Here is a 26,092-nt window from a genome sequence, read left to right on the forward strand (position 1 = left end):
CGAACCGAAGCCGCGCGACCGCCCGGCCCAGGCGGGACGCGACGGCGGCATCCGGCATAAACGACGCCCGCCGTCGCGACCCATCGGCCCGGCCGCCGGGCCCCGGCCTCACGGCCTTGCCGCCCACCCGCTTTCGCGGCATCACCGCCACCCCCCGCGGGCACAAAGGCCCGCCAGCCCCGGATGACCCCGCGATGATCCGCTCCGACATCCTCGCCGCGATCGGCGGCACGCCCTTGATCCGCCTCAAGCGCGCCTCGGAGGAGACCGGCTGCACCATCCTGGGCAAGGCCGAGTTCATGAATCCGGGCCAGTCGGTGAAGGACCGCGCCGCCCTGTTCATGGTCGAGGCGGCCGAGCGCGCCGGCACCCTGCGGCCCGGCGGCACCATCGTGGAGGGCACGGCGGGCAATACCGGCATCGGTCTGGCGCTCGTGGGCGCGGCGCGCGGCTACCGGACCGTGATCGTGATCCCCGACACCCAGTCGGCGGAGAAGAAGCAGGCGCTGAGGCTCGCCGGCGCCGACCTCGTCGAGGTGCCGGCGGTGCCGTTCGCCAACCCCGACAACTACGTGAAGGTGGCCGGCCGCCTCGCCGCGCGGCTCTCCGCGACCGAGCCCGGCGGCGCCTTCTTCGCCGACCAGTTCGACAACCTCGCCAACCGCGAGGCCCACATCGCCACCACCGGCCCGGAGATCTGGGAGGCGACCGGGGGCAAGGTCGATGGGTTCATCTGCGCGGCCGGCACCGGCGGCACGCTCGCCGGCACCGCGGCGGCTCTGCGCGCCCGCAACCCCGGGGTGACGATCGGGCTCGCCGATCCCGACGGCTCGGCGCTCCATCCCTATTACGCCACCGGCGAGCTCAGGGCCTCGGGCACCTCGATCACCGAGGGCATCGGCCAGGGCCGCATCACCGGCAACCTCGAGGGGTTCCGGCCGGACGTGTCCTTCGGCATCCCCGACGCCGAGGCGCTGCCGCTGGTCTTCGGCCTCCTGGAGGAGGAGGGCCTGTGCCTCGGCGGCTCGTCGGGCATCAACGTGGCGGGCGCCATCCGGCTCGCCCGCCGTCTCGGCCCCGGCCACACGATCGTGACGATCCTGTGCGACTACGGCACCCGCTACGCCTCGAAGCTGTTCGACCCCGGCTTCCTGCGCGCCCGCGACCTGCCGGTGCCGCACTGGCTCGATGCCCCCCGGACGATCGATCCGGGGCTGATGGGGTGAGCCATGCGAAATCCGATCGATTGCGTCGCGATGCGGATTTCGGCGTCGCTCGAGCGCCGCGCCGGTTGGTGAGACGAGATCCGGACGCCATCGTCGGGGTCTCGCGTCAGATCTCGCTGCGCCGCAGCAGGTAGTCCAGGCCCCCCACCCGGTACCAGCGGTAGCCGTAGCCCTCCAGGAGCACCCGGTGGCAGCCGTCGTCGTTGGCGAGGCTGCGCTGGCCGGTCAGCAGGTCGATCAGGTTGCGGCCGTCGCCGTCGAGGCCGGTGGCGAAGGTGATCTCCTTCGGCTCCGGCGACAGGTTGTGCAGGCACAGCACCGCGTTGTTGCGCCAGTCGTAGCGCAGGGCCAGGATCCCGGTGTCGCCGGTCTCGAGGGCCGTGAAGTCGCCCCAGCCGATCTCCGGCACCTCCTTGCGCATGCGGATGATGCGCTCCATCCAGTTGAGGAGCGATTCCGGCGCGCAGCGCTGCGCCGCCGCGTTGACGTGGCTGAAGGCATACGGGCCCTCGTGGATCGGCGGCGATTCGGGCGTGTCGCTCAGAGTGAAGCCGCCCTGGGGCTCGTGCGACCACTGCATCGGCGTGCGGGCGCAGTCGCGCTCGGGCAGCGAGAGGTCGTCGCCCATGCCGATCTCGTCGCCGTAGCGCAGGACCGGCGTCCCCGGCAGGGTGAACATCAGGCTGTAGGCGAGCTCGATCCGGCGCCGGTCGCCGCCGAGCATCGGCGCCAGCCGCCGGCGGATGCCGCGTCCGTAGAGCTGCATGTCCGGGTCGGGCCCGAATTCCTCGAAGACGGTCTGGCGCTGCTTCTCGGTGAGCCGCCCGAGGTCGAGCTCGTCGTGGTTGCGCAGGAAGATCGCCCATTGGGCGGAGGGTGGGCGGTTCCAGGTCTTCTGCAGCGCCTTCACCAGCGGGCGCGCATCGGCCGACGCGAGCGCGTAGAACAGCGCCTGGTTGACCTGGAAGTTGAACATCATGTGCATGCGGTCGGCGTCTTCGCCGAAATAGTCGAGGTCCTGGCGCGGCAGCACGTTGGCCTCGGCCAGGATGATCGCATCGCCCTGGCGCCATTGCAGGAACTCGCGGAAGAGGCGCAGGAGCTCGAACTGCTCGTGCGGCTCGCCCGAGACCTCCGGCCCCTTCTCGGCGATGACGAACGGCACCGCGTCCATCCGGAAGCCCGAGACGCCGAGCTGGATCCAGAACCCCATGATCTTCAGGATCTCGGCCTGGACGTGGGGGTTGGCGGTGTTGAGATCGGGCTGGAAGTCGTAGAACCGGTGGAAGTACCAGGCCTTGGCTTCCTTGTCGTAGGTCCAGGTGCTCTTCTGCACGCCCGGGAAGACCATGCCCTCGTGGGCATGTGCCGGCTTCGTCTTCGACCAGACGTACCAGTCGCGGGTGCGGGCGTTGGGGTCGGAGCGGGCGGCCTTGAACCACGGATGCTGGTCGGAGGTGTGATTGACCACGAGGTCGATCAGCACCCGCATCCCGCGTTGCTTGGCGGCGTGCGTGAAGGCGACGAAGTCGCCGAGGGTGCCGTAGCGCGGGTCGACGCCGTAGTAATCCGCCACGTCGTAGCCGTGGTCGCGCCCCGGCGAGGGCTGGAACGGGTGCAGCCAGATCGCCGTCACGCCGAGCCCGAGCAGATAATCGAGGCGCCGCTCCAGTCCCTCGAAATCGCCGATGCCGTCGCCGTTGGCATCCATGAAGGAGCCGACCGAGAGGCAGTAGATCACCGCGTTCTTGTACCAGAGGTCCTCGATCACCCCGGTTCTCCTCACGCCTCGTCGATTGTGGCTCGACTGGACAACTAGGGCAGGTGCAGCCCAAGCGTAGCCTTGGCGTCGGCTTAGGCAGAATGGCGCCCAGGCGAGCAGCACGTTCGGCAAAAGGCGGGCAGGCGGCCCCGAAATCCGGCGCTTGCCCACAATTTGAGCCCGCAGGCATGGGAACCTTTTTCGGATTTTCCTTGGCACGCGCCTTGCGGATCGGGGCGTGGCCGCATCGGCCCAGGGAGACGATAACGATGACGTGGAAGGGTTGGCTCTCGCGCGCTGCTGTCGCGGGCGGGTTGGCGCTCGGCACGCTGGCGACAACGGTCGCCTCGGCGCAGGAGACCATCAAGGTCGGCATCCTGCACTCGCTCTCGGGCACGATGGCGATCTCCGAGACGACGCTCAAAGACGTCATGCTCATGCTCATCGAGGAGCAGAACAAGAAGGGCGGCGTTCTCGGCAAGAAGCTCGAGGCGGTCGTGGTCGACCCGGCCTCGAACTGGCCGCTCTTCGCCGAGAAGGCCCGTGAGCTGATCGCCAAGGACAAGGTCTCGGCGGTGTTCGGCTGCTGGACCAGCGTGTCGCGCAAGTCCGTGCTGCCGGTGTTCAAGGAGCTGAACTCGATCCTGTTCTACCCCGTCCAGTACGAGGGCGAGGAGAGTGAGCGCAACGTGTTCTACACCGGTGCCGCCCCGAACCAGCAGGCGATCCCGGCCGTCGACTACCTGATGAAGGAGGAGAAGGTCGAGCGCTGGGTGCTGGAGGGCACGGACTACGTCTATCCCCGCACCACCAACAAGATCCTCGAAGCCTACCTGAAGGCCAAGGGCGTGAAGCCCGAGGACATCTCGATCAACTACACCCCGTTCGGCCAGTCCGACTGGCAGACCCGCGTCGCCGCGATCAAGAGCTTCGGCTCGGCCGGCAAGAAGACCGCGGTGGTCTCGACCGTCAACGGCGACGCCAACGTGCCGTTCTACAAGGAGCTGGCCAACCAGGGCATCAAGGCGACCGACATCCCGGTCGTCGCCTTCTCGGTCGGCGAGGAGGAGCTGGCCGGCATCGACACCAAGCCGCTGCTCGGCCACCTGGCCGCGTGGAACTACTTCATGTCGATCGACACGCCGGCCAACAAGGCGTTCATCGACAAGTGGCACGCCTACACCAAGAACCCGAAGCGCGTCACCAACGACCCGATGGAGGCCCACTACATCGGCTTCAACATGTGGGTGAAGGCGGTCGAGAAGGCCGGCACCACCGATCCCGACAAGGTGATCGCGGCGCTGCCGGGCATCAAGCAGGACAACCTGACCGGCGGCACCTCCGAGATGCTGGCCAACCACCACATCACGAAGCCCGTCTTCATCGGCGAGATCAAGGACAACGGCCAGTTCGACGTGGTGTGGAAGACCGACGGCCTGATCCCCGGCGAGGCCTGGTCGAAGCAGCTCGACGGCTCGAAGGACCTCGAGGCCGACTGGGTCAAGCTGAACTGCGGCAACTACAACACCAAGACGAAGAAGTGCGGCGGCGCGTGATCGCGTGACGACGGGCCTCTCCCCCGAGAGGGGAGGGGCCGCAAGGGGATGCCTTCCGGCTCCCCTTTCCCGGACGACTGCAGCGCCAGCGGAAGGAGATCCGGGATCCAGCGAGCGAAGTGCCGCGAAGCGGCTCTGCAAACTGCAACGTTGCAGACGAGCGGACGCTTCGCGACATCTTGTGCTGGATCCCGGATCTCCTTCCACTTCGTTCCAGTCGTCCGGGAAAGGGGCGGGTGCCCAGCACGATGGGCGCCACCTCCACCGCCTCGTTTCGCGAGGCAGGCACGCTCTCCACCTCGGACCCTCCTGAATGCGCCGCTGCCTCGTCCTTCTCCTCGTCGCCTGGTGCACCGCCTTCTGCGCCGTCTTGGCCCTGCCGGCCGCCGCGCAGACCGGGTCCGACGCCGCCTATGCCCGGCTCGCCAGCGACAGCTATTCCGACATCGAGGCCGCCATCGCGGCGCTCGCCGCCAGCGGCGATCCCAAGGCCGGGCCGGTCCTGCGCGCGCTGACCGACAACCGCCTGCTCTACCGCCCGGACGACAAGGCGCTCGCCATCAAGGACGGCGCCACGGTCGTCGACGCCCGCACCGGCGCGGCGGTGAGCCCCGACGGCCTCAAGCCCGTGCGCGTCAACAACCGGGTGCGCCGCGCGATCGACGCCGCGCTCGGCAGTCTCAACCTGCTCGCCCCCGACGCCGCGACCCGCCGCAACGCCGCCGATGCGGTGTTCAAGGCCCGCGATGCCGCGGCGCTCCCGGCCCTCGACGCCGCGCTCGCCCGCGAGTCTGACGCCGGCGTGAAGCGCAGCCTGCAGGAGGCCCGCGCCGCGGCCCTGCTGGCGAAACCCGGCGCGCCCGAGATCGAGCGGCTCTCGGCGATCGACACCCTGCAGGCCCGCGGCGACTCGGAAGCGCTCGGCATCCTGCGCGGCCTCGCGACCGATCCCGCCCAGAGCGTGCGCGACGCCGCCGCCCGCGGCGTGTCCGGCATCGAGACCCGCCAGGCCCTAATGGCGAACGTCCAGAACGCCTGGTACGGCATCTCGCTCGGCTCGGTGCTGCTGCTCGCGGCGATCGGGCTCGCCATCACCTTCGGGGTGATGGGCATCATCAACATGGCGCACGGCGAGATGGTGATGCTCGGCGCCTACACCACCTACCTGGTGCAGGAGCTGATCCGCCAGAAGGCCCCCGGCCTGTTCGACTGGTCGCTGCCGATCGCGATCCCGCTCGCCTTCCTGGCGGCCGGCGCCGTCGGCATCCTGATCGAGCGCACCGTCATCCGTCACCTCTACGGCCGGCCGCTGGAAACCCTGCTTGCCACCTGGGGCATCAGCCTGATCCTGCAGCAGGCGGTGCGCTCGGTCTTCGGGCCGACCAACCGCGAGGTCGGGGCGCCGTCCTACATGTCCGGCGCCTTCGACCTCTTCGGCCTCTCGATCACCTGGGGCCGGCTGTGGATCGTGGTGTTCGCGCTCGGCGTCTTCGTCGCCCTCAACCTGATCCTCAAGGCGACCTCGTTCGGCCTGAAGACCCGCGCCGTCACCCAGAACCGCCGCATGGCCGCCGCCATGGGCATCCGCACGCCGTGGATCGACGCCTTCACGTTCGGCCTCGGGTCGGGCATCGCCGGCGTGGCGGGCGTCGCGCTCTCGCAGATCGACAACGTCTCGCCGAATCTCGGCCAGGGCTACATCATCGATTCGTTCCTGGTCGTGGTCTTCGGCGGCGTCGGCAACCTGTGGGGCACGCTGGTGGCGGCCCTGACGCTCGGCGTCGCCAACAAGTTCCTCGAGCCCTATGCGGGCGCGGTGCTGGGAAAAATCCTGCTCCTCGTCTTCATCATCCTGTTCATCCAGAAGCGGCCGCGCGGCCTGTTCGCGCTCAAGGGCCGGGCGGTGGAGGCCTGACCATGCTGCTCTCCCGCATCGACAAGCCGGGCTGGATCTTCCTCGCCGCGCTCGCGCTCGCCTGCATCGTGGTGCCGGCCCTCAACCTCCTCACCGCGCCGGGGTCGGCGTTCCACGTCCCGACCTACGCCGTCTCGCTGATGGGCAAGTACCTGGCCTACGCGATCCTGGCGCTGAGCCTCGATCTCGTCTGGGGCTATTGCGGCATCCTCTCGCTCGGCCACGGCGCGTTCTTCGCGCTCGGCGGCTACGCGATGGGCATGTACCTGATGCGCCAGATCGGGCCGCGCGGCGTCTACGGCAATCCGATCCTGCCCGACTTCATGGTCTTCCTGAACTACAAGTCCCTGCCCTGGTACTGGCACGGCTTCGATTGGTTTCCCTTCGCGGCCGTGATGGTGCTCCTGGTGCCCGGCCTCCTCGCCTTCGTGTTCGGCTGGCTCGCCTTCCGCTCGCGGGTGACCGGCGTCTACCTGTCGATCATCACCCAGGCGATGACCTTCGCGCTGATGCTCGCCTTCTTCCGCAACGACATGGGGCTCGGGGGCAACAACGGGCTCACCGACTTCAAGGACATCCTCGGCTTCAGCGTGCAGGCGCAGGGGACGCGCGTCGTCCTGTTCGTCCTGACGGCGGTCGCCTTGGGGCTCGCCTATCTCGTAGCCCGGTTCATGACGACCTCGGCCTTCGGCAAGGTGCTGATCGCGATCCGCGATGCCGAGTCCCGCACCCGCTTCCTCGGCTACCGCACGGCCCACTTCAAGGTCCTGGCCTTCACCGTCTCGGCCATGATGGCGGGGGTGGCCGGCGCCCTCTACGTGCCGCAGGTCGGCATCATCAACCCGTCCGAGTTCGCCCCCGCCAACTCGATCGAGGCGGTGATCTGGGTCGCGGTGGGTGGGCGCGGGACGCTGGTCGGCGCGGCGCTCGGCGCGGTCCTGGTCAACTACGCCAAGACCCTGCTCACCGGCGCGCTGCCGGATGCCTGGCTGTTCGCGCTGGGCGCCCTGTTCGTCGTCGTCACCCTGTTCATGCCCAAGGGCATCCTCGGCACCCTGTCCGAGCGCCTCGGCGCGCGGCGGGCCAGGGTCCGGACCGACATTCCCCCCACTCTCGCCGAGGAGGGCCGCGGATCATGAGCGCGGCGGTCGCCCTTTCCCCCTCCGACCCGGTTCACGAGAAGCGGCTCACCCAGGCGCTCCTCTACGTCGACGACATCAAGGTCACGTTCGACGGCTACCGGGCCCTGCGCGGCCTGTCCCTGACCCTGATGCCCGGCGAGATGCGGGCGATCATCGGTCCGAACGGCGCCGGCAAGACCACGATGATGGACTGCATCACCGGCAAGACCCGGCCCGATACCGGCCAGGTGATCTACGACGGCGTGCACGACCTGACCCGGATGGACGAGGCGGCCATCGCCGAGCTCGGCATCGGCCGCAAGTTCCAGAAGCCGACGGTGTTCGAGAGCCAGTCGGTCGCCGACAACGTCCTCTTGGCGCTCAAGGGGCCGCGGGCCGCGACCGCCTCCCTGTTCGGCTGGCGCAACCGGGTCGAGCGGGCGCAGATCGACGCGATCCTGGAGACCGTGGGGCTGATCGCCCACCGGGCGCGCCCGGCGGCCGACCTCTCGCACGGCCAGAAGCAGTGGCTGGAGATCGGGATGCTGCTGGCGCAGGACCCCAAGCTCCTCCTCGTCGACGAGCCGGTGGCCGGCATGACCGACGCCGAGACCGAGGCGACCGCGACGCTGCTGCGCCGCATCGCCAAGGATCATGCCGTCATCGTGGTCGAGCACGACATGCACTTCGTGCGGGCGCTGCAATGCCGCGTCACCTGCCTGCACGAGGGCGCGGTGCTCGCCGAAGGCTCGATCGATTCCGTCTCGGCCGACCCGCGGGTGGTCGAGGTCTATCTCGGCCGCTGAGGATTGTTGTCAGCCATGCTCTCCGTCGAGACCATCGATCTCCATTACGGCGCGGCGCAGGCCCTGCGCGGCGTCTCGCTGACAGCCGATCTCGGCAAGGTGACCGCGGTGCTCGGCCGCAACGGCGTCGGCAAGACCTCCTTGATGCGCGCCATCGTCGGGCAGCAGCCGGTGTCGAAGGGCGCGGTCAAGCTCGACGGCCGCGACATCAGCCGGCTCGCCCCCTACGACCGCGCCCGCCAGGGCATCGCCTTCGTGCCGCAAGGGCGCGAGATCTTCCCGCTCCTCACCGTGAAGGAGAACCTCGAGACGGGCTTTGCCCCCTGCAAGCGCGCCGACCGCTACGTGCCGGCCGAGATCTACGACCTCTTCCCGGTCCTCAAGGACATGCTGGGCCGGCGCGGCGGCGACCTCTCGGGCGGCCAGCAGCAGCAGCTCGCCATCGGCCGCGCCCTGGTCACCCGCCCCCGCGTCCTCGTCCTCGACGAGCCGACCGAGGGCATCCAGCCCTCGATCATCAAGGATATCGGCCGGGCGATCGACTACCTGCGGGGCAAGGGCGACATGGCGATCGTGCTGGTCGAGCAGTATTTCGAATGGGCCCGCGACCTCTGCGACACCTACGCGGTGATGGATCGCGGCCAGGTGGTCGAGGCGGGCCCGCGCTCGGGCATGGTCGAGGCGCAGGTGCGGCGGTGGCTGTCGGTGTGACGGTGGCTTCCGTTATGTCGCGACAGATTTGACACCCTGTTTGTCATTCCGGGGCCGCGTCAGCGGATCCCGGAAACCAGAACCGCAGGACGTTCAGGAAAGACTAGAACGCTGCCTGCTTCGTCGTGATCCTCCGCGTTCGATCCCTTCTCCCGCCCGCGACCTCATCCTGAGGTGCGACCGCAGGGAGCCTCGAAGGAGGGCTCCAGAAACCGCAGAGACTTCTGGAGCCCTCCTTCGAGGTCAGCCGATCTTCGATCGACTAACACCTCAGGATGAGGTTGCGGATGGGAAAGCCCCATGCTGACAAACGTCACGCCATTGGCGCGCGACGTGTCCGGGAGATTCGAAATCCATTTTCCGCAAAAGTCGTAACGAGTGCGACGGCGATATGACGATTATCGCTTGAAGACACGGACGGCATGCCCAGCGATGTCCCGCGTCCGCGAATTGGCGACGCCCAAATCCGACAGGAATTCGCTCCTTAGGGAGCACAGCACGTCTGCGTAAACCCCCGATCCCCTCTGGGTCTCGTATCCGAGCAAGGGGTCGAGCAGCCGCTCGTCGGCATCGTCGGGCAGAAGCACCAAAAGATCCCAGTCGCTGTCGGGTCCCGCCGTACCCTTCGCGCGGCTGCCGAACAGCAGCACGTCTTCCGGGGCGTAGACAGCCTCGATCCGCTCCAGGAGCGTCTTCAGCGCGGGATACTCGCCTGTAGCGGGCACGAGTTCTGCCACGGATGCCGGCGTCGTCATGGCCCGATCCTCCGGATGGTCATGGTAGCAAGGGCTCCGCATCTCGTCATCTGGAAGCGGAGCGGAAGGCACGAGCCGGCTCGTCTGCCGCGCTCCTCGGCCGTGACAGGCCCCCACCACCTTGCATTCCGCCCCCACCCGGATTATCTCCGTCGTCATCAGTTCTGTTCGTGGCCGATGAGGCTGCGGTGCGGGAGTGGGTCCCCCCGGGGCCCGCTCTTTTTTATTGCCGCAAGCCTCCCCGGGCGCGAGCCGAACGCCAGATTGCCTCCCCTCCCAGGGCTCCTCCCGGGGACCCCGCCGCGGCACCGACCTCATGACCGACGCCCCAGACCACAACCCGGCCGAGAAGCGCCTCATCACCGAGACCGGTGTCGCCGCGCGCGTCGCGCAGATCATCGAGCCCGCGATCGAGGGCCTCGGCTTCCGTCTCGTGCGGGTGAAGGTCTCCAGCCAGAGCGGCTGCACGGTGCAGATCATGGTCGAGCGGCCGGACGGCACGATGTCGGTCGACGAGTGCGAGACGGTGAGCCGCACGATCTCGCCGATCCTCGACGTCGACGACCCGATCGGCGGCGCCTACTACCTCGAGATCTCCTCGCCGGGCATCGACCGGCCGCTGGTGCGGGCCGGCGACTTCGCCCGCTGGGCCGGCTACGAGGCCAAGGTCGAGCTGGCGACACCGCTCGACGGACGCAAGCGCTTCCGCGGCATCATCCGGGCGCCGCAGGGCGACACGGTGCGCATCGAGCTTCCCGACGCCAAGGAGGGCCTGCCGTCCTCCTACGACCTGGCCCTGCGCGACATCGGCGAGGCCCACCTCGTCCTGACCGACGCGCTCGTGCGCGAGTCGCTCCGGCGCGGCTCGGCCCCGCCGCAGGACGACGCCGAGGACGACGAGGAACAGGACGAGGGCGCGCCGCCGCCGCGCGCCCACTGAAGACGATCCCACGAATTCCCCAGAAGACGCCAACCCAGGAAGGACTGAACCGATGGCCGTCGTCAGCGCCAACAGGCTCGAACTCCTCCAGATCGCCGAGGCGGTCGCCCGCGAGAAGGTGATCGACCGCTCCATCGTGATCGGCGCCATGGAGGAGGCGATCGCCAAGGCCGCCCGCTCGCGCTACGGCGCCGAGACCGACGTGCATGCCGAGATCGATCCCCGCACGGGTGCTCTGCGCCTCTCGCGCCACCTCCTGGTGGTGGACGAGGTCGAGAACGACTCGCGCGAGATCGACCTGCCGTCGGCCCGCCGCCACAACCCGGCCGCCCAGGTCGGCGACGTGATCTCCGACACCCTGCCGCCGTTCGATTTCGGCCGCGTCGCCGCCCAGTCGGCCAAGCAGGTGATCGTCCAGAAGGTCCGCGAGGCCGAGCGCGAGCGCCAGTACGACGAGTACAAGGACCGCATCGGCGAGGTGGTCAACGGCCTCGTCAAGCGCGTCGAGTACGGCAACGTCATCGTCGACCTCGGCCGCGGCGAGGGCATCGTGCGCCGCGACGAGTCGATCCCGCGCGAGACCTTCCGCCCCGGCGACCGCATCCGCGCCTACCTGTTCGACGTCCGCCACGAGGTGCGCGGGCCGCAGATCTTCCTCTCCCGCTCGCATCCGCAGTTCATGGCCAAGCTCTTCGGCCAGGAAGTGCCGGAGATCTACGACGGCATCGTCGAGGTGAAGGCGGTCGCCCGCGATCCGGGCTCGCGCGCCAAGATCGCGGTGATCTCGCGCGATTCCTCGATCGATCCGGTCGGCGCCTGCGTGGGCATGCGCGGAAGCCGCGTCCAGGCGGTCGTCGGCGAGTTGCAGGGCGAGAAGATCGACATCATCCCGTGGTCGCAGGACCAGGCGACCTTCATCGTCAACGCGCTGCAGCCGGCCGAGGTGGTCAAGGTGGTGCTCGACGAGGAGGCCGACCGCATCGAGGTGGTGGTCCCCGACGACCAGCTGTCGCTCGCCATCGGCCGGCGCGGCCAGAACGTGCGGCTCGCCTCCCAGCTCACCGGCTGGGACATCGACATCCTGACCGAGGCCGAGGAATCGGAGCGCCGGCAGAAGGAGTTCGTCGAGCGCACCGACACCTTCATGCAGGCCCTCGACGTCGACGAGACCGTTGGCCAGCTGCTCGCCGCGGAAGGCTTTCGCTCGGTCGAGGAGATCGCCTACGTCGAGCCGACGGAGCTCGCCAACATCCAGGGCCTCGACGAGGAGACCGGCGCCGAGATCCAGGCTCGCGCCCTCGATTACCTCAACCGCATCGAGGCGGAGAACGACGCCCGCCGCATCGAGCTCGGGGTCGCCGACGACCTGCGCGAGATCGACGGCATCACCACCCCGATGATGGTCGCGCTCGGCGAGAACGACGTGAAGAACGTCGAGGACCTTGCCGGCTGCGCCACCGACGACCTCGTCGGCTACACCGAGGGCCGCGGGCCGGAGGCGGTACGCCATGCCGGCTTCCTCGACGGGTTCGAACTCTCCCGCACCGAGGCCGAGGCGATGATCATGGCCGCCCGCGTCCATGCCGGCTGGGTCGAGGCGCCCCCGGCCGAGGAGGCCGAGGAGGGTTCGGAGGACGAGCACGCCGACGGCGAGCAGGCCGACGACGAGGCGGTGCAGGACGGCCAGGAGACCGAGACCGAGACGGTGCCGGTCGAGGAGGACGCCGCCGCGACCGCCGAGCGTCAGCCGACCTGAGCGGGGAACGCCGAACCATGAGCGAGACCATGCAGGACGACCCGCAGGATGCGGACGCGCTGCCGCCGGACGTCCTCGACGCCGGCGTCGGGCGCGGCCGCGCCAACGCGGAGCGGACCTGCCTGGTCACGCGGCAGGCGGGCAACCCCGACCGGATGATCCGCTTCGCGCTCGCCCCCGACGGCCAGGTGGTGCCGGACCTGCGCGCGCGGCTTCCCGGCCGCGGCGCCTGGGTGACGGCGACCCGGGCGGCGGTGCAGGAGGCGGTGAAGAAGCGCCTGTTCCAGCGTGCCTTCCGGCGCAAGGACGCGCGCGTCGCGCCCGATCTCGCAGACGTGATCGAGGCGGGCTTGCGCGACGACATGCGCCAGGGCTTCTCGCTCGCCAACAAGGGCGGCTGCGTCGTCACCGGCTTCACCAAGGTCGAGAGCGCGGTCGACAGCGAGACCGGGGTCAAGGCCCTGGTGCATGCCAGCGATGCGAGCGCCGACGGGCGGCGCAAGCTCGGCCAGGCATTGCGCAGGCGGTATGGCGATGCCATATCGAGGATCCCGGTGATCGACGACCTGTCCGGTGTAGAATTGGACATGGCCTTGGGCCGGGATCATGTGATACACGCTGCCCTTGTCGCGGGAGCCGGCACTGCCGGCTTGCTCGCGCGTTGGCGTCGGCTCCACGTCTTCCGCGGCGAGGCGGCGACGCCGGGAACCGCCGGAACGGCGCCGACAGGCACCGACGCGGCGCTCCCGGACGCTGTCCAGGAAGATGGGACTTCGCTGCGGACCGGCCCCCCGGAGGCCGGTGGTTGATACGAATCGAATGGGATCGGCCCGGTCGGCGGGTGCGCTCCCGGGAATACGATGGGAGGCGGCCGCCGGGAGGCCGGGTCCCGGGACGGACGAGAACCCCCAGGGTCTGAACTGAATGAGTGAGACGAAGAATCCGGGCGACAAGACGTTGCATACCGGCCCCGCCAAGACGCTGTCGACGAAGCGTCCGATCGAGCAGGGTACGGTCCGCCAGAGCTTCTCCCATGGCCGCTCGAAGTCGGTCGTGGTCGAGACGGTGAAACGTCGCCCCGGCGGCGCGCCGGCTCCGGCTGCGCCGAGGGACGCCGCGCCGAGCCAGGCGCGCTCCGCCCCCCAGGGGCAGGGCCGTCCGGGCGGGCCGCGCCAGGATCGCCCGGCCGCCGCGCGGTCCGGCGTCGTGCTGCGCACCCTGAGCGATCAGGAGCAGAGCGCCCGCATGGCCGCCCTCGTCGACGCCAAGCGTCGCGAGGAGGAGGAGCGCCGCCGCGCCGCCGAGGAGGCCCAGCGCCGCGTCGAGCGCGAGGCCGCCGAGGTCCGTGAGCGCGAGGCCGCCGAGGCCCGCAAGCACGAGGAAGAGGAGCGCCGCCGCCAGGAGGACGCGCGCAAGCGCCGCGCCGCCGAGGAGGCCGAGCGCCGCAACCAGGAAGATGCGGCCCGCAACGCCGCTGCTGCCGCTGCCCCGGTCGCTGCCGCTCCGGCCGCCCCCGAGGCGCCGGCCGCCGCCCCGGCACCTGCGGCCGCGGCTCCTGCCGCCGCCCGCCCGGCGGCTCCGGCCGCCGCGGCCCGTCCGGCCGCCGCAGCGGCTCGCCCGGCTCCGGCCGGTGCCCGTCCGGCCGCGGCCGGAGCCCGCCCGGCGGCTGCCGCGGGGGCTCGTCCGGCCGTCCCGGCCGGTGCGCGCGCCTCGGCGGTGCCCGGCGCCGCCCGCACGGTCCCGAGCGTCGGCATCACCCGTCCGGCCGCGCCGGCGGAGCCGCGCCGCGTCCTGACGGCGGATTCGCGCAAGCCCCGCGACCTGAACTTCATGGCGCGCCCGGCGCCGAAGCCCGAGCCCAAGCCCGAGCCGAAGCCCGAGACGCCCGCCACCGCCGCGGCGAAGCCCGCCGCCGCCGGTGCCGCGCGTCCCGCCACGGCCCGTCCGGCCGCTGCCGAGGAGGAGGCCGAGACCAAGCGGGTCATCCGCCGTCCCGGCATGCCGCTCAAGGTCATCACCCCGCCCAAGACGCCGAAGTCGCCGGGCGGCGACCGCAACCGCGGCCGCCTGACCATCGCGACCGCGACCTCGGGCGAGGACGAGCGCACCCGTTCGCTCGCCTCGTTCCGCCGCCGCAACCAGCGCCTGACCGGCCACCGCCAGGTGGAGCAGAAGGAGAAGCTGGCCCGCGAGGTGGTCATCCCGGAGACGATCACCATCCAGGAGCTCGCCAACCGGATGAGCGAGCGGGCGGTCGACGTCATCCGCATGCTGATGAAGCAGGGCCAGATCCACAAGATCACCGACGTGATCGACTCGGATTCGGCGCAGCTCATCGCCGAGGAACTCGGCCACACCGTGCGCCGCGTCGCGGAGTCCGACGTCGAGGAAGGCCTGTTCGACGAGGCCGACACCGACGACGATACCCAGCCGCGCCCGCCGGTCGTGACCATCATGGGCCACGTCGACCACGGCAAGACCTCGCTGCTCGACGCGATCCGCAACGCCAACGTCGTCTCCGGCGAGGCGGGCGGCATCACCCAGCACATCGGCGCCTACCAGGTGACCTCGCCGTCCGGCGGCAAGATCACCTTCATCGACACCCCCGGCCACGCGGCCTTCACCTCGATGCGCGCCCGCGGCGCCCGAGTGACGGACATCGTGGTGCTGGTGGTGGCGGCCGACGACGGCGTCATGCCCCAGACGATCGAGGCGATTTCCCACGCCAAGGCGGCCGAGGTGCCGCTGATCGTGGCGATCAACAAGATCGACAAGCCCGACGCGAACCCGCAGCGGGTCCGCACCGAGCTCCTGCAGCACGACATCCAGGTCGAGTCGATGGGCGGCGAGACCCTCGAGTTCGAGGTCTCGGCCAAGACCAAGGACGGCCTCGACGAGCTCTTGGAGGGCCTCGCCCTCCAGGCCGAGATCCTGGACCTGCGCGCCAACCCCGAGCGGTCGGCCGAGGGTACGGTGATCGAGGCCAAGCTCGACCGCGGCCGCGGCCCGGTGGCCACGGTGCTCGTCGAGCGCGGTACCCTGCGCACCGGCGACATCGTCGTGGCGGGCGCCGAGTGGGGCCGCGTGCGCGCCCTGGTCGACGATACCGGCCGCAACACCAAGGAGGCGGCGCCGTCCGTCCCCGTCGAGGTGCTGGGCTTCAACGGCACGCCGGAGGCGGGCGACCGCGTCGCGGTGGTCGAGAACGAGGCCCGGGCCCGCGAGGTCACCGAGTACCGCGCCCGCATGAAGCGCGAGCGCGCGGCGGCCACCGGCAGCGGTGCCGGCCGGACGCTGATGGACATGATGCGCGACCTCAAGGAGGGCGCCGGCCGCAAGGAGTTCCCGCTCGTCATCAAGGGCGACGTGCAGGGCTCGGTCGAGGCCATCTCCGGCTCGCTCGAGAAGCTCGGCAACGACGAGGTGATGGCCCGCATCCTGCACACGGGTGTCGGCGGCATCACCGAGTCGGACATCACCCTGGCGCAGGCCTCCGGTGCGGTCGTGTTCGGCTTCAACGTCCGCGCCCACAAGGAGGCCCGCGAGGCCGCCGAGCGCGCGGGCGTCGAGATCCGCTACTACAACATCATCTACGACCTCGTGGATGACGTGAAGGCGGCGATGTCGGGCCTGCTCCCGCCGACGCTCCGCGAGGAGCGCCTGGGCGAGGCGCGCATCCTCGAGATCTTCAACGTCTCGAAGGTGGGCAAGATCGCCGGTTGCCGGGTCGAGGACGGCCGGGTCGAGCGCGGCGCCCATGTCCGCCTCATCCGCGACAACGTGGTGGTGCACGAGGGCAAGCTCTCGCAGCTCAAGCGCTTCAAGGACGACGCCAAGGAAGTGGCGTCCGGCCAGGAATGCGGCATGGCTTTCGAGAACTACCAGGACATGCGTCCGCGCGACGTGATCGAGTGCTACATCGTGCACGAGGAGCGTCGCACGCTCTGACGCAAGCCCCGCTGCCATCGGCCGTCCGCCGTCATGGCGGCGGTCCCTGACAAGGATACCGCGAGCCCGGGACGCCAGCGTCCCGGGCTCGTCGGTTCAGATGACAGCCGCGAGGGCCCCTATGGCCGGGAGGCCGCCCCGCGGCCCGGTCCGAGCCCGGAGAGACGATGGTGCGCAAACCCCAGGAATCCGCAGGCCCCTCGCAGCGCCAGCAGCGCGTGGCCGAACTCGTGCGGCACGCCCTCGCCGAGGTGCTGAGCCGCGGCGACATCTTGGATCCGGTGCTGAACCAGCACGTGATCACCGTACCGGAGGTGCGGATGTCGCCCGACCTCAAGCTCGCCACCGCCTACGTCATGCCGCTCGGCGGCCAGGACGAGCGCCCGGTGATCGAGGCGCTGGAGCGCAACAAGAAGGTGCTGCGCCAGGAGGTGGCCCGCCGGGTGGCGCTGAAATTCGCCCCCGACCTGCGCTTCCGCCGCGACGAGACCTTCGACGAGGCGGCCCGCATCGACGCGCTCCTGCGCAGCGACAAGGTCCAGCGCGACCTCGAATCCGAGCCGGATTCCGAGGACTAGGGCGCTTCACGATCGCGGCGATCGCAAAGCTCTCCAAGTCTTTGTTTTGTCGCATGTTCTGCGACGAACCGGTTTCCCCTTCGTCGGAAAATGCTCTAGGCATCGCCCGCCGAATCGGTCACCGGTTCGGCGACGGCCGCGAGGGGAGGCCGGGGAGCCCGCGACGTGGCTGCCGGCCCACGGGTGACCGGGCCGGTGAACCGCCTCATCGGCGACGACTTGAGACACCACACAGGATCGGCTTGGGCGCAAAGCGGGCGGCACGTCCCGCGGCGACCGCCGTTCGAGAACGGATACGGAAGATGACGATGCACGAGGATCAGCCCTCAGAGCCCGCGCCGCAGGCGGCCCGCCCCGCCCGCGAGGACGCCCCGCGCCAGGATGGTCCGCGCCAGGACGGTTTGCGCCAGGACGGTCCGCGCGAGGGCCAGCGTCAGGACCGCCCGCGGCATGACCGGCCCCGCGGCCGCGGCCGCCCGCCGGGCGACCGGCCCAAGCGCCGCGAGATCAGCGGCTGGGTGATCCTCGACAAGGGCGTCGGCATGACCTCGACCCATGCGGTCGCGGCGGTCAAGCGCGCGCTCAACGCCAAGAAGGCCGGCCACGCCGGCACCCTCGACCCGCTCGCCTCCGGCATCCTGCCGATCGCGCTGGGCGAGGCGACCAAGACCGTGCCGTTCGTGATGGACGGCCGCAAGGCCTACGTCTTCTCGGTCACCTGGGGCGTCGAGACCGACACCGACGACGCGGAAGGCCGCCCGGTCGCCACCTCCGACGACCGCCCCACCCAGGAGCAGGTCGAGGCGATGCTGCCGCGCTTCGTCGGCGCGATCGAGCAGGTGCCGCCGCGCTACTCGGCGATCAAGATCCAGGGCGAGCGCGCCTACGACCTCGCCCGCGACGGCGAGGTGGTGGAGCTGGTCGCCCGGCCGGTGCAGATCGACCGGCTGGCGGTCGTCGCGCACACGCCCGAGCGCACCGTCATCGAGGCCGAGTGCGGCAAGGGCACTTATGTCCGCGCCATCGCCCGCGATCTCGGCCGCGCGCTCGGCTGCTACGGCCACGTCTCGGCCCTGCGCCGCACCCGCGTCGGCCCCTTCACCGAGGACCAGTCCTGCACCGTCGCGGCCCTCGAGGCGGCCGACGCCGAGGCCAACGCGGCGATCCTGCGCCCGGTCGAGACGGCGCTGATCGAGGCGGTGCCGCACGTCCCGGTCTCCCGCGACATGGCGATGCGCCTGATGCGCGGACAGCCGGTGATCCTGCGCGGCCGCGACGCCCCGACCGAGGGCAAGGCCTACGCGACCTGTGGCGGCGTGCTGGTGGCGGTCGGCGACATCGAGCGCGGCGAGCTCGTCCCGCACCGGGTCTTCCACCTCGGCGGCACCGCGCCCCGGACCGCCTGAGGGGCTTGCGCGATGACGAACGGGATCGACGCCGATCCGCGGGTGCTGTGGAGCGAGGACGTCCTGCGCTACCGCGACACGGACGCCAACGGCCACGTCAACAACGCGGTCTTCGCGGCGTTCTGCGAGAGCGGCCGGGTGCAGTTCTTCGCGACCCACTTGACCCCCTCGCTCACGCCCGACACCTTCTTCGTCATCGCCCGCTTCGTCATCGACTACCGGGCGGAGCTGCACTACCCGGGCCGGGTCCGCACCGCGACCTGGCTCGCCCGGGCGGGGCGCACCTCGCTCGGCTTCCGCCACCGCATCCTCACCGGCGACACGGTGGCGGGCGAGGCGGAATCGATCTGCGTGCTGCTCTCGAAGGATACCCGGCGTCCCGTGCCGCTCGGCGCGGCCGGGGAGGCGGCAGTGGGGCTGGTGGTCGAGGAGGGCTGAAGCCTTTGCGCTGCCGGCCGGGGAGGGGACGCGTGGACGCGGGCGCCCGCGCACCGTATCCGTGATGGCGGCCCGCATCGGAGGCCCGCGACCGCCAGGAGGGTGCGTGCCGTGCAGCTGCGGGCCCTGATCTACTTCAACGAGCTCGCCCGGCACGGCTCGATGCGGCGGGCCGCGGAAAAGCTCGGCATCGCGCCGACCGCGATCAGCCGGCAGATCGAGAACCTCGAATACCATTTCGGCGCGCCGCTGGTGGAGCGCGACCCGACCGGGATCCGCCTCACCGCCGCCGGCGAGCTGCTCGCCGCGCGCTCGGCCCGCTCGCTGCGCGAGCTCGACCACGTCCGCACCCTGATCGACGACCTCAAGGGCCTGCGGGCGGGCCGCGTCACGGTCTATGCCAGCGGGGCGGCGGCCTCGGGCCTGCTGGTGCCGGCGCTGGCGGACTTTTCCGCGAGCTACCCGGACGTGCGCTTCGAGGTCGTGGTGGCGAGCGTCGGGCGCAGCATGCAGGCCCTGGCGGAGGGGGAGGCGGATCTCGCCGTCACCCTGTTCACGCCGCCCCGGACCGATACCGTCGCGCGCTGCCGCGTCGCCATCGAGCACGCCGCCGTGATGGCGCCCGACCATCCGCTCGCCGACCGCCTGCAGGTCGGTCCTGACGACCTCCTCGCCCATCCGACGGCCGTACCCGACGCCGCCTTCGGGGTGCGCCAGGCCCTCGACGGCCAGATGCGCGAGGCGGGCCTGCCCGCCCTCGATCCGGTCTTCACCACCGGCGCCCTCGAGGTCCAGCTCGAGCTCGCCCGTCGGGGCCGGGCGGTCCTGGTCCTGCCGCCCTTCAGCGTGCGCCGCGACGCGGCGGCGGGAACGCTGGTGACGCGGCCGTTCCGGGGCCTGCGCATCCGTACCCATCTCGACCTGTCGCACCTGCGCGACCGGCCGCTCTCCTTCGCCGCCGCCAAGCTGGTGGCGGTTCTGGAGCAGCACATGCCGGATTTCCGCGCAGATCGCGAGGTGTAGCGGTTTCGGCTACGGGGTGCGCACCAGATCGCTGTTGCGGCCACACCCAAAATCCTGATCTCCTAGCGGCATCGGCCAGGCCGCCCGGCAGAGGCGGCCGGCGAAGACGCCAACGAGGGGTTCCATGGTCACACGCACGCGCTTCTCCCGCCCGCGCCGCCGCCTGCTGGCCGGTGCCGCCGCCGGGGCCGCCCTGGCGGCCGCGATGCTGGGGCTCCCGGGACGCGCCGAGGCCGCGCCGCGGACCGACCTCGTCGTCGGCATGCCGGTGGAGCCGCCCGGCCTCGACCCGACCAGCGCCGCGCCCACCGTGATCGGCCAGGTGGTGTGGCAGAACGTGTTCGAAGGCCTGACCCGGGTCGACCGGGACGGCAAGGTGCAGCCGCAGCTCGCCAGGAGCTGGACCGTCTCGCCCGACGGCCTGACCTACACCTTCGCGCTCCAGCAGGGCGCGAAATTCCACAACGGCGAGCCGTTCACCGCCGAGACGGCGAAGTTCGCCCTCGACGCGATCCGGGCGCCGGGCTCGGTCAACCCGCAGAAGGCGCTCTACGCGGTCATCGCCGACGTCAAGGCGCCGGACCCCGCGACCCTCGTCCTCACCCTATCGAAGCCCTCCGGCAACCTGCTGTTCTGGCTCGGCCTGCCGGCGGCCGTGATGGTCGAGCCGAAGTCGCGCGAGACCCTCAAGAGCAATCCGGTCGGCACCGGGCCGTTCCGCTTCGTGGCCTGGCGCAAGGGCGACCGGGTCGAGCTGGCGCGCAGCCCCGATCACTGGGACGCCGCCCGCAAGGTGCATCTCGACAAGGTGACGTTCCGCTTCATCGGCGATCCCCAGGCCGCCGCCGCGGCCCTGCGGGCCGGCGACGTCGATGCCTACCCGCTGCTGCCGGCCCCCGAGCTCTACGGCGCGTTCCAGAAGGACAAGGCCTTCACCGCCGTGCCCGGCCTGACCGAGATGAAGGTCGTGGCCGGCATGAACAACGCCGGAAAGCCCTTCGCCGACAAGCGCGTGCGCCAGGCGCTGATGATGGCGGTCGACCGCAAGCTACTGATCGAGGGGGCGTATTCCGGCTACGGCGCGGCCATCGGCAGCCACTACACGCCCAACGACCCGGGCTACAAGGACCTGACGGGCGTCTACCCCTACGACCCGGCGAAGGCCAAGGCGCTGCTGGCGGAGGCCGGCTACGCCAAGGGCCTGACCTTCACCTTCAAGTCGCCGCAGATGGCCTACGCCACCCGCACGGCGGAGATCCTGCAGGCGATGTTCTCCGAGGTCGGCGTCACGATGACCATCGTGCCGACCGAGTTCCCGGCCAAGTGGGTGCAGGAGGTGATGCGCGACCGCAGCTTCGACATGACGGTCATCGCGCATGCCGAGCCGATGGATATCGGGATCTACGCCAACGATCCGTACTACTTCGGCTACAAGAACCCGGCCTTCAACGACGTCGTGACGCGAGCCGCCCAGGCGACCGACGAGGCCGCGCGGCTGAAGCTCTACGGCGAGGCGCAGGAGATCCTGGCCGCGGACGTGCCGGCCCTGTTCCTGTTCGTGCTGCCGAAGCTCAGCGTCTGGAAGGCCAAGCTCACGGGGTTCTGGCGGAACGAGCCGGTGCCGTCGAACGACCTCACCGAGGTGCGGTGGACCGAGTGACGGCTCTTCCTGTCGCCTGTGGGTTTCACGGGGGACGTGTGCATCCCCTCTCCCCGCGGGCGGGGAGAGGGCTTTGGTGACCTTGTCGTCACCAAAGCGAGGCGGCAGCCGACGGTGAGGGGGAGGTGCCGAATGGAGCTTCTTCGGAAACACCCCCTCACCGTCGCTCCGGCTTCGCCTACGCTTGCCGCATCCCCGGCAAGGGGGATGCGGCCCTCTCCCCGCCCGCGGGGAGAGGGGGAAACCCGCGCCTCATGGGCCGACGCAGTCTTCTCCCCGACTTCAAGTTCGATCACCGCGAAGTCCCCGATGCTCGAGTTCACCCCATGCTGAGGCACCTCCTCCGCCGCGCCGCCGGCTTCGCGGTCACCTTCGTGCTGATCTCCATCCTGGTCTTCTGCATGATGGAGATCGTGCCGGGAGACCCGGCCTCGGCGATGCTCGGCACCTCGGCGACACCCGAGACGCTGGCGGCCCTGCGCGCCCAGATGGGCCTCGATGCGCCGGCCTATCTCCGCTACTTGCGCTGGCTCGGCGGGCTCTTCGTCGGCGACATGGGGACCTCCACCACCTACGGCGTGCCGGTGGGCGCGTTGATCCGGGAGCGGCTGGCGGTGACGCTGCCGCTCACCGGGCTCGCGGTGCTCATGGCCGTCGGCATCGCCCTGCCGCTCGGCGTCACCGCGGCGGCGCGGCCCGGCGGCGTGGCGGACGGGGCCGCGACGCTCTACGCCCAGGCCGGCATCGCGGTGCCGAACTTCTGGATCGGGCTCCTCCTCATCATGGTGGTGGCGCTCGGCCTCGGCTGGCTGCCGGCCGGCGGCTTTCCGGGCTGGGACCAGCCCGGGGCGGCCGTCCGCGCCCTGCTGCTGCCGGCGCTGGCGCTCGCCATCCCGCAATCGGCGGTGCTCACCCGGGTCGCCCGGGCCTCGGTGGTCGAGGTGATGAACGAGGATTTCGTCCGCACCGCCCGGGCCAAGGGCGCCTCGGTCTCCCGCGCCCTGTGGCGCCACGCGGTGCCGAACGCGCTGGTGCCGGTCATCACCATGCTGGGCCTGCAGATCTCGTTCCTGATCGGCGGCGCGGTCCTGGTCGAGAACGTGTTCACCCTGCCGGGCATGGGCCGGCTCGCCTGGCAGGCGCTCTCGCAGCGCGACCTGATCGTGATCCAGAACGTCGTGATGGTCTTCGCCACCATCGTCATCGTGGTCAATCTCGGGGTCGACCTGCTCTATACGGTCGTGGATCCCCGCTTGAGGAGGCGCGCATGACGGCTCTCGCCTTGAAGATGCGGCGCGGGTGGCGCCCCGGCAGCGTCCCGCTCCTCGTCGGCGGCATCCTGACGGCGCTCCTCATCGCGATCGCGCTCACCTCCCTGGTCTGGACGCCCGCGGACCCGACCCGGATGCGCATCCTCCAGAAGCTCAAGGGGCCGCTGGTCTCGGGGCTGCTGGGCACCGACCAGCTCGGGCGCGACGTCGCCTCGATGCTGATGCGCGGCGCCTTCAACTCGCTCACCACCGCCTTCGCGGCGGTCGCGGTCGGCGCCGTGCTCGGCACGCTGGCCGGCGTCGCGGCGGCGGCCAACCACAAGCTCGACGCGGTGCTGATGCGGGTCTGCGACGCGCTGTTCGCCCTGCCGCCGATCCTCTCGGCGATCATGCTCGGCGCCCTCCTGGGGCCCGGGGCGCTCACCGCCATCGTCGCCATCGGCGTGTTCATGATCCCGGTCTTCGCCCGGGTCACCCGCGGCGCGGCGATGCAGATCTGGGCGCGCGAATACATCATGGCCGCCCGCATGGCCGGCAAGGGCACGGCCCGGATCACGCTCGAGCACGTGCTGCCCAACATCTCGGCCCAGGTCATCGTCCAGGTCACGATCCAGCTCGCCATGGCGATCCTGACCGAGGCGGGCCTGAGCTTCCTCGGCCTCGGCCTGCCGCCGCCGGCCCCGACCTGGGGGCGGATGCTCGCCGAGTCGCAGACCTACCTCCTCCAGGCGCCCCACCTGGCGCTCGCCCCCGGGCTCGCCATCGCGGCCGCGGTGCTCGGCCTCAACCTCCTGGGCGACGGGCTTGCCGCCCGCCTCGACCCGCGCCGCCGGCAGGCCTCCTGATGCTCGCGATCCGCAACCTCTCCATCGCCTTCCCGCGCCCCGGGGGCGAGGCCCGCGTCGTCGAGGACGTCTCGGTCGAGGTCGGCCGCGGCGAGAGCCTCGGCATCGTCGGCGAATCGGGCTCCGGCAAGTCGATGCTGTCGCTCGCCACCATCGGGCTCCTGCCGAAGAGCGCCCGCACCTCCGGCGAGATCCTGCTCGAGGGGAAGAACATCCTCGCGATGGGCGAGCGCGAGCTGTGCGGTGTGCGCGGCCGGCGCATCGGCATGATCTTCCAGGAGCCGATGACCGCGTTGAACCCCGCCATGACGGCGGGCGAGCAGATCGCGGAGGGCATCCGGCTCCACCGCGGCACCGGCCGGGCCGAGGCGCGGGCCGAGGCCCTGCGCCTCCTCGACCGGGTGCGGATCCCCGATCCCGCGCGGCGCATCGACAGCTACCCGCACGAGATGTCCGGCGGCCAGCGCCAGCGCGTCGGCATCGCGATCGCGCTCGCGCTGAAGCCCGACCTGCTCATCGCCGACGAGCCGACCACGGCGCTGGACGTCACGGTGCAGAAGGAGATCCTGGACATCCTCGACGACCTGGTGGCCGATCTCGGCCTGTCGCTGATCCTGATCAGCCACGACCTCGGGGTGATCGCCCGCAGCACCGACCGGACGCTGGTGATGTGCCGCGGCCGCGCGGTCGAGACGGGTCCGACCGAGGCGGTCCTGCGCCGCCCGAGCGCGCAGTACACCAAGGACCTCATCGCCGCGCTGCCGCGCCGGGCCCGGGCGGGGCTTTCCACCGAACCCGCCCTCGCCGCCGAACCCATTCTCGCCGGAGGTGCCCGGTGACCGCTCCGCTCCTCGCGATCGACAATCTCAGCCGCGACTACGCCCTGCGCGGGGCCGGCGGCACCATCCGGTCCCTGCGCGCCGTCGACGGCGTCAGCCTCGACGTCGCCCCCGGCAGTATCTTCGCGGTGGTGGGCGAATCGGGCTGCGGCAAGTCCACCCTGGCCCGCATCGTCATGGCCCTCGACCGGCCGACCGGCGGCACGGTGCGGCTCGGCGGCGACGACCTGTTCGCGCTGTCGCCCAAGGCGCTCGCGCGCAAGCGCCGCGACTTCCAGATGGTGTTTCAGGATCCCTACGGCTCGCTCAACCCGCGCCACTCGGTCGGCCGCATCGTCGCCGAGCCGCTCCACCTCCTCGACGACGCGCCGAAGGGCCGCGACCGCGCCGCCCTGGTCGCCCGGGCGCTGGAGGATGTCGGGCTGCCGGCGCAAGCCGCCGAGCGCTACCCCCACGAATTCTCCGGCGGCCAGCGCCAGCGCATCGCCATCGCCCGGGCGCTGATCACGAACCCGAAGCTCGTCGTCGCCGACGAGGCGGTCTCGGCCCTCGACCTGTCGATCCAGGCCCAGATCCTGCGCCTGATCCTGTCCCTGCGCGACCGGCACGGTCTGACGGTCCTGTTCATCACCCACAATATCGGCGTCGTCGACGAGATCGCCGACCGGGTCGGGGTGATGCAGGCCGGTCGGCTCGTCGAGACCGGGACGGTGCGCGAGATCCTCGACCATCCGCGCGAGGACTACACCCGGACCCTGCTCGCCGCCGAGCCGACCCTCGCGGCCCTGGGGCAACGCCGACGCCGGGCCTGACATGACGTTACGATATGCTGTGAGCGCATGGCCGCTGTGTCGCCTCGGCGCTTGCGTTGTGCGGTGCAGCGTGTGAAAACGATTTCACGCACCGCGGCGATGGCGTCGCCGCGGTGCTGCCCTTCTTGGGCGTTTCCTCCCTTGACTTCGGGCCGCCTCGCAAGGGGCGGCCTTTTTTCTGCGTCCGGCCTCGCCCCGGTCCGGATGAGGCCCGGCTCCGCCGGCGGGACGCCCCTTCCCGGGTGGAAAGGGGCGCCGGTTCTCACTTCATCGTCGGCATCACGAACTCGGCGCCGGCGCGGATGCCGGTGGGCCAGCGGGTCGTGATGGTCTTGAGCCGGGTGTAGAACCGCACCCCCTCCGGCCCGTGCATGTGGTGGTCGCCAAACAGCGACGCCTTCCAGCCCCCGAACGAGTGGAACGCCATCGGCACCGGGATCGGCACGTTGATCCCCACCATCCCGACCTGGATCTGGTGCGCGAACTCCCGCGCCGCGTCGCCGTCGCGGGTGAAGATCGCCGTCCCGTTGCCGAACTCGTGCTCGTTGATCATCCGCGCCGCCGTCGCGTAGTCGGGCGCACGCGCCACCGCCAGCACCGGCCCGAAGATCTCCTCCTTGTAGATCGTCATCTCGGGCGTCACCCGGTCGAACAGCGTGCCGCCGACGAAGTACCCGTTCTCGTAGCCCTGCAGGCTCAGGGTCCGCCCGTCGACCACCAGCTC

The 26,092-nt window shown here is 70.7% G+C and carries 21 protein-coding genes and 1 pseudogene; 19 read left to right on the plus strand and 3 right to left on the minus strand.

The features are described 5' to 3' along the window. Positions 1-194: 194 nt before the first annotated feature. Positions 195-1,226, plus strand: coding sequence for a cysteine synthase A (locus tag BMX97_RS20245; protein ID WP_091753082.1), 1,032 nt, complete (start codon positions 195-197; stop codon positions 1,224-1,226). A gap of 106 nt (positions 1,227-1,332) precedes the next feature. Here BMX97_RS20245 and BMX97_RS20250 read toward each other — a convergent pair whose 3' ends face one another. Beyond that, on the minus strand, positions 1,333-2,997 hold the full coding sequence (locus BMX97_RS20250) for an alpha-amylase family protein (protein ID WP_091753083.1): 1,665 nt from the start codon (positions 2,995-2,997) through the stop codon (positions 1,333-1,335). Positions 2,998-3,257: 260 nt separating this feature from the next. On the opposite strand from BMX97_RS20250, the gene urtA reads away from it, so the two are divergent. The 5 genes from urtA to urtE all read left to right on the plus strand — a co-directional run bounded on the left by urtA (position 3,258) and on the right by urtE (position 9,097). After that, entirely contained in the window at positions 3,258-4,544 is a 1,287-nt protein-coding gene (urtA, locus tag BMX97_RS20255) for an urea ABC transporter substrate-binding protein (protein ID WP_091753084.1), read from the plus strand. Between the two features lie 313 nt (positions 4,545-4,857). After that, positions 4,858-6,459 (plus strand): urea ABC transporter permease subunit UrtB, encoded by a 1,602-nt coding sequence (gene urtB, locus BMX97_RS20260; RefSeq protein WP_091753085.1) that lies wholly within the window; start codon positions 4,858-4,860, stop codon positions 6,457-6,459. A 2-nt stretch (positions 6,460-6,461) separates the two neighbouring features. Beyond that, the gene (urtC, locus tag BMX97_RS20265) at positions 6,462-7,598 is read left to right on the plus strand and encodes an urea ABC transporter permease subunit UrtC (RefSeq protein ID WP_091753086.1); all 1,137 of its coding nucleotides are present in this window, start codon (positions 6,462-6,464) and stop codon (positions 7,596-7,598) included. Continuing rightward, complete coding sequence (urtD, locus tag BMX97_RS20270) at positions 7,595-8,386, plus strand: urea ABC transporter ATP-binding protein UrtD (RefSeq protein WP_091753087.1); 792 nt, start codon at positions 7,595-7,597, stop codon at positions 8,384-8,386. The genes urtC and urtD overlap by 4 nt, the downstream gene beginning before the upstream one ends. A 15-nt stretch (positions 8,387-8,401) precedes the next feature. Continuing rightward, positions 8,402-9,097: an urea ABC transporter ATP-binding subunit UrtE gene (urtE, locus tag BMX97_RS20275; RefSeq protein WP_091753088.1), complete on the plus strand. Its 696-nt coding sequence runs from the start codon at positions 8,402-8,404 to the stop codon at positions 9,095-9,097. Positions 9,098-9,495: 398 nt separating this feature from the next. On the opposite strand, the gene BMX97_RS32950 is transcribed toward urtE, so the two are convergent. Next, positions 9,496-9,852: a nucleotidyltransferase domain-containing protein gene (locus BMX97_RS32950; protein ID WP_091753089.1), complete on the minus strand. Its 357-nt coding sequence runs from the start codon at positions 9,850-9,852 to the stop codon at positions 9,496-9,498. Between the two features lie 316 nt (positions 9,853-10,168). Between BMX97_RS32950 and rimP the strand changes: the two are divergent. The 13 genes and pseudogenes from rimP to BMX97_RS20350 all read left to right on the plus strand — a co-directional run. After that, positions 10,169-10,771, plus strand: a pseudogene (rimP, locus tag BMX97_RS20285) (ribosome maturation factor RimP); the annotation flags it as partial. Positions 10,772-10,844: 73 nt separating this feature from the next. Then, a complete protein-coding gene (gene nusA, locus BMX97_RS20290) occupies positions 10,845-12,548 on the plus strand; it encodes a transcription termination factor NusA (RefSeq protein WP_091753091.1) in 1,704 nt (567 codons plus the stop codon). 17 nt (positions 12,549-12,565) lie between these two features. After that, a complete protein-coding gene (locus BMX97_RS20295; protein WP_060849705.1) occupies positions 12,566-13,357 on the plus strand; it encodes an RNA-binding protein in 792 nt (263 codons plus the stop codon). Positions 13,358-13,472: 115 nt separating this feature from the next. Next, positions 13,473-16,496, plus strand: coding sequence for a translation initiation factor IF-2 (infB, locus tag BMX97_RS20300; RefSeq protein ID WP_091753092.1), 3,024 nt, complete (start codon positions 13,473-13,475; stop codon positions 16,494-16,496). Positions 16,497-16,663: 167 nt separating this feature from the next. Next, positions 16,664-17,074: a 30S ribosome-binding factor RbfA gene (gene rbfA / locus BMX97_RS20305; protein WP_091753093.1), complete on the plus strand. Its 411-nt coding sequence runs from the start codon at positions 16,664-16,666 to the stop codon at positions 17,072-17,074. A gap of 308 nt (positions 17,075-17,382) precedes the next feature. Further along, the gene (gene truB / locus BMX97_RS20310; RefSeq protein ID WP_091753112.1) at positions 17,383-18,480 is read left to right on the plus strand and encodes a tRNA pseudouridine(55) synthase TruB; all 1,098 of its coding nucleotides are present in this window, start codon (positions 17,383-17,385) and stop codon (positions 18,478-18,480) included. Positions 18,481-18,492: 12 nt separating this feature from the next. Then, positions 18,493-18,918: an acyl-CoA thioesterase gene (locus BMX97_RS20315; protein WP_091753094.1), complete on the plus strand. Its 426-nt coding sequence runs from the start codon at positions 18,493-18,495 to the stop codon at positions 18,916-18,918. Between the two features lie 111 nt (positions 18,919-19,029). Then, positions 19,030-19,941: a LysR family transcriptional regulator gene (locus tag BMX97_RS20320; RefSeq protein WP_091753095.1), complete on the plus strand. Its 912-nt coding sequence runs from the start codon at positions 19,030-19,032 to the stop codon at positions 19,939-19,941. 124 nt (positions 19,942-20,065) lie between these two features. Further along, a complete protein-coding gene (locus tag BMX97_RS20325) occupies positions 20,066-21,601 on the plus strand; it encodes an ABC transporter substrate-binding protein (protein WP_091753096.1) in 1,536 nt (511 codons plus the stop codon). A gap of 326 nt (positions 21,602-21,927) precedes the next feature. Further along, positions 21,928-22,872, plus strand: a complete 945-nt coding sequence (locus BMX97_RS20335; RefSeq protein ID WP_091753098.1) for an ABC transporter permease — start codon at positions 21,928-21,930, stop codon at positions 22,870-22,872. Continuing rightward, a complete protein-coding gene (locus tag BMX97_RS20340) occupies positions 22,869-23,717 on the plus strand; it encodes an ABC transporter permease (RefSeq protein WP_210187659.1) in 849 nt (282 codons plus the stop codon). Before BMX97_RS20335 ends, BMX97_RS20340 begins: the two co-directional genes overlap by 4 nt. Further along, positions 23,717-24,556, plus strand: a complete 840-nt coding sequence (locus tag BMX97_RS20345) for an ATP-binding cassette domain-containing protein (RefSeq protein ID WP_177202288.1) — start codon at positions 23,717-23,719, stop codon at positions 24,554-24,556. Before BMX97_RS20340 ends, BMX97_RS20345 begins: the two co-directional genes overlap by 1 nt. Further along, on the plus strand, positions 24,553-25,368 hold the full coding sequence (locus BMX97_RS20350) for an ATP-binding cassette domain-containing protein (RefSeq protein ID WP_091753099.1): 816 nt from the start codon (positions 24,553-24,555) through the stop codon (positions 25,366-25,368). The genes BMX97_RS20345 and BMX97_RS20350 overlap by 4 nt, the downstream gene beginning before the upstream one ends. A 262-nt stretch (positions 25,369-25,630) precedes the next feature. Here BMX97_RS20350 and BMX97_RS20355 read toward each other — a convergent pair. After that, on the minus strand, positions 25,631-26,092 hold a 462-nt coding region (locus BMX97_RS20355; RefSeq protein ID WP_143074661.1), incomplete at its 5' end, for an aldehyde dehydrogenase family protein.

The organism is Methylobacterium sp. ap11 (assembly GCF_900110515.1).
Classification (GTDB): Bacteria; Pseudomonadota; Alphaproteobacteria; order Rhizobiales; family Beijerinckiaceae; genus Methylobacterium; species Methylobacterium ajmalii.

Excerpts from the sequence above, each read along its gene's own strand:
- BMX97_RS20245 (WP_091753082.1), top strand. The coding sequence starts at position 195 with ATGATCCGCTCCGACATCCTCGCCGCGATCGGCGGCACGCCCTTGATC.
- urtA (WP_091753084.1), top strand. The coding sequence starts at position 3,258 with ATGACGTGGAAGGGTTGGCTCTCGCGCGCTGCTGTCGCGGGCGGGTTG.
- urtB (WP_091753085.1), top strand. The coding sequence starts at position 4,858 with ATGCGCCGCTGCCTCGTCCTTCTCCTCGTCGCCTGGTGCACCGCCTTC.
- urtC (WP_091753086.1), top strand. The coding sequence starts at position 6,462 with ATGCTGCTCTCCCGCATCGACAAGCCGGGCTGGATCTTCCTCGCCGCG.
- urtD (WP_091753087.1), top strand. The coding sequence starts at position 7,595 with ATGAGCGCGGCGGTCGCCCTTTCCCCCTCCGACCCGGTTCACGAGAAG.
- urtE (WP_091753088.1), top strand. The coding sequence starts at position 8,402 with ATGCTCTCCGTCGAGACCATCGATCTCCATTACGGCGCGGCGCAGGCC.
- BMX97_RS32950 (WP_091753089.1), bottom strand. The coding sequence starts at position 9,852 with ATGACGACGCCGGCATCCGTGGCAGAACTCGTGCCCGCTACAGGCGAG.
- nusA (WP_091753091.1), top strand. The coding sequence starts at position 10,845 with ATGGCCGTCGTCAGCGCCAACAGGCTCGAACTCCTCCAGATCGCCGAG.
- BMX97_RS20295 (WP_060849705.1), top strand. The coding sequence starts at position 12,566 with ATGAGCGAGACCATGCAGGACGACCCGCAGGATGCGGACGCGCTGCCG.
- infB (WP_091753092.1), top strand. The coding sequence starts at position 13,473 with ATGAGTGAGACGAAGAATCCGGGCGACAAGACGTTGCATACCGGCCCC.
- rbfA (WP_091753093.1), top strand. The coding sequence starts at position 16,664 with ATGGTGCGCAAACCCCAGGAATCCGCAGGCCCCTCGCAGCGCCAGCAG.
- truB (WP_091753112.1), top strand. The coding sequence starts at position 17,383 with ATGCACGAGGATCAGCCCTCAGAGCCCGCGCCGCAGGCGGCCCGCCCC.
- BMX97_RS20315 (WP_091753094.1), top strand. The coding sequence starts at position 18,493 with ATGACGAACGGGATCGACGCCGATCCGCGGGTGCTGTGGAGCGAGGAC.
- BMX97_RS20325 (WP_091753096.1), top strand. The coding sequence starts at position 20,066 with ATGGTCACACGCACGCGCTTCTCCCGCCCGCGCCGCCGCCTGCTGGCC.
- BMX97_RS20335 (WP_091753098.1), top strand. The coding sequence starts at position 21,928 with ATGCTGAGGCACCTCCTCCGCCGCGCCGCCGGCTTCGCGGTCACCTTC.
- BMX97_RS20340 (WP_210187659.1), top strand. The coding sequence starts at position 22,869 with ATGACGGCTCTCGCCTTGAAGATGCGGCGCGGGTGGCGCCCCGGCAGC.
- BMX97_RS20345 (WP_177202288.1), top strand. The coding sequence starts at position 23,717 with ATGCTCGCGATCCGCAACCTCTCCATCGCCTTCCCGCGCCCCGGGGGC.